This window comes from Bacillus cereus group sp. BfR-BA-01382, assembly GCF_022663475.1.
In the GTDB taxonomy this organism is placed as follows: domain Bacteria; phylum Bacillota; class Bacilli; order Bacillales; family Bacillaceae_G; genus Bacillus_A; species Bacillus_A thuringiensis_S.
This window is the reverse complement of record NZ_JAKUFQ010000473.1, coordinates 1-206: the sequence shown is the minus strand read 5'-3', so window position 1 is coordinate 206 and position 206 is coordinate 1. Positions and strand designations below refer to the sequence as shown.

Sequence of the window (206 nt, the reverse complement as noted above, 5' to 3'; positions counted from 1 at the left end):
AGACTCTAAAGAAGATGGCACCAAACAGGATACTAATAAACAAGTGCAAGATCCAGTAGCTAAACCTGTTACTGACAATCCGGAGCAAGATCCAACAACTAAACCTGTTACCGATAATCCGGAACAAAACCCAGTAGCTAAAATTGCTACTGGCAATCCAGAACATAAGCTAGCAAGCAGCCCTGTTGAGAATACAAATTCAGGTC

Annotated in this window: 1 protein-coding gene; it reads left to right on the top strand. The window is 41.7% G+C overall.

All coding sequences use genetic code 11. The annotated features are described in order from the left end of the window. On the top strand, window positions 1-206 hold a 206-nt coding region (locus MR160_RS34755; protein WP_242299278.1), incomplete at both ends, for a hypothetical protein.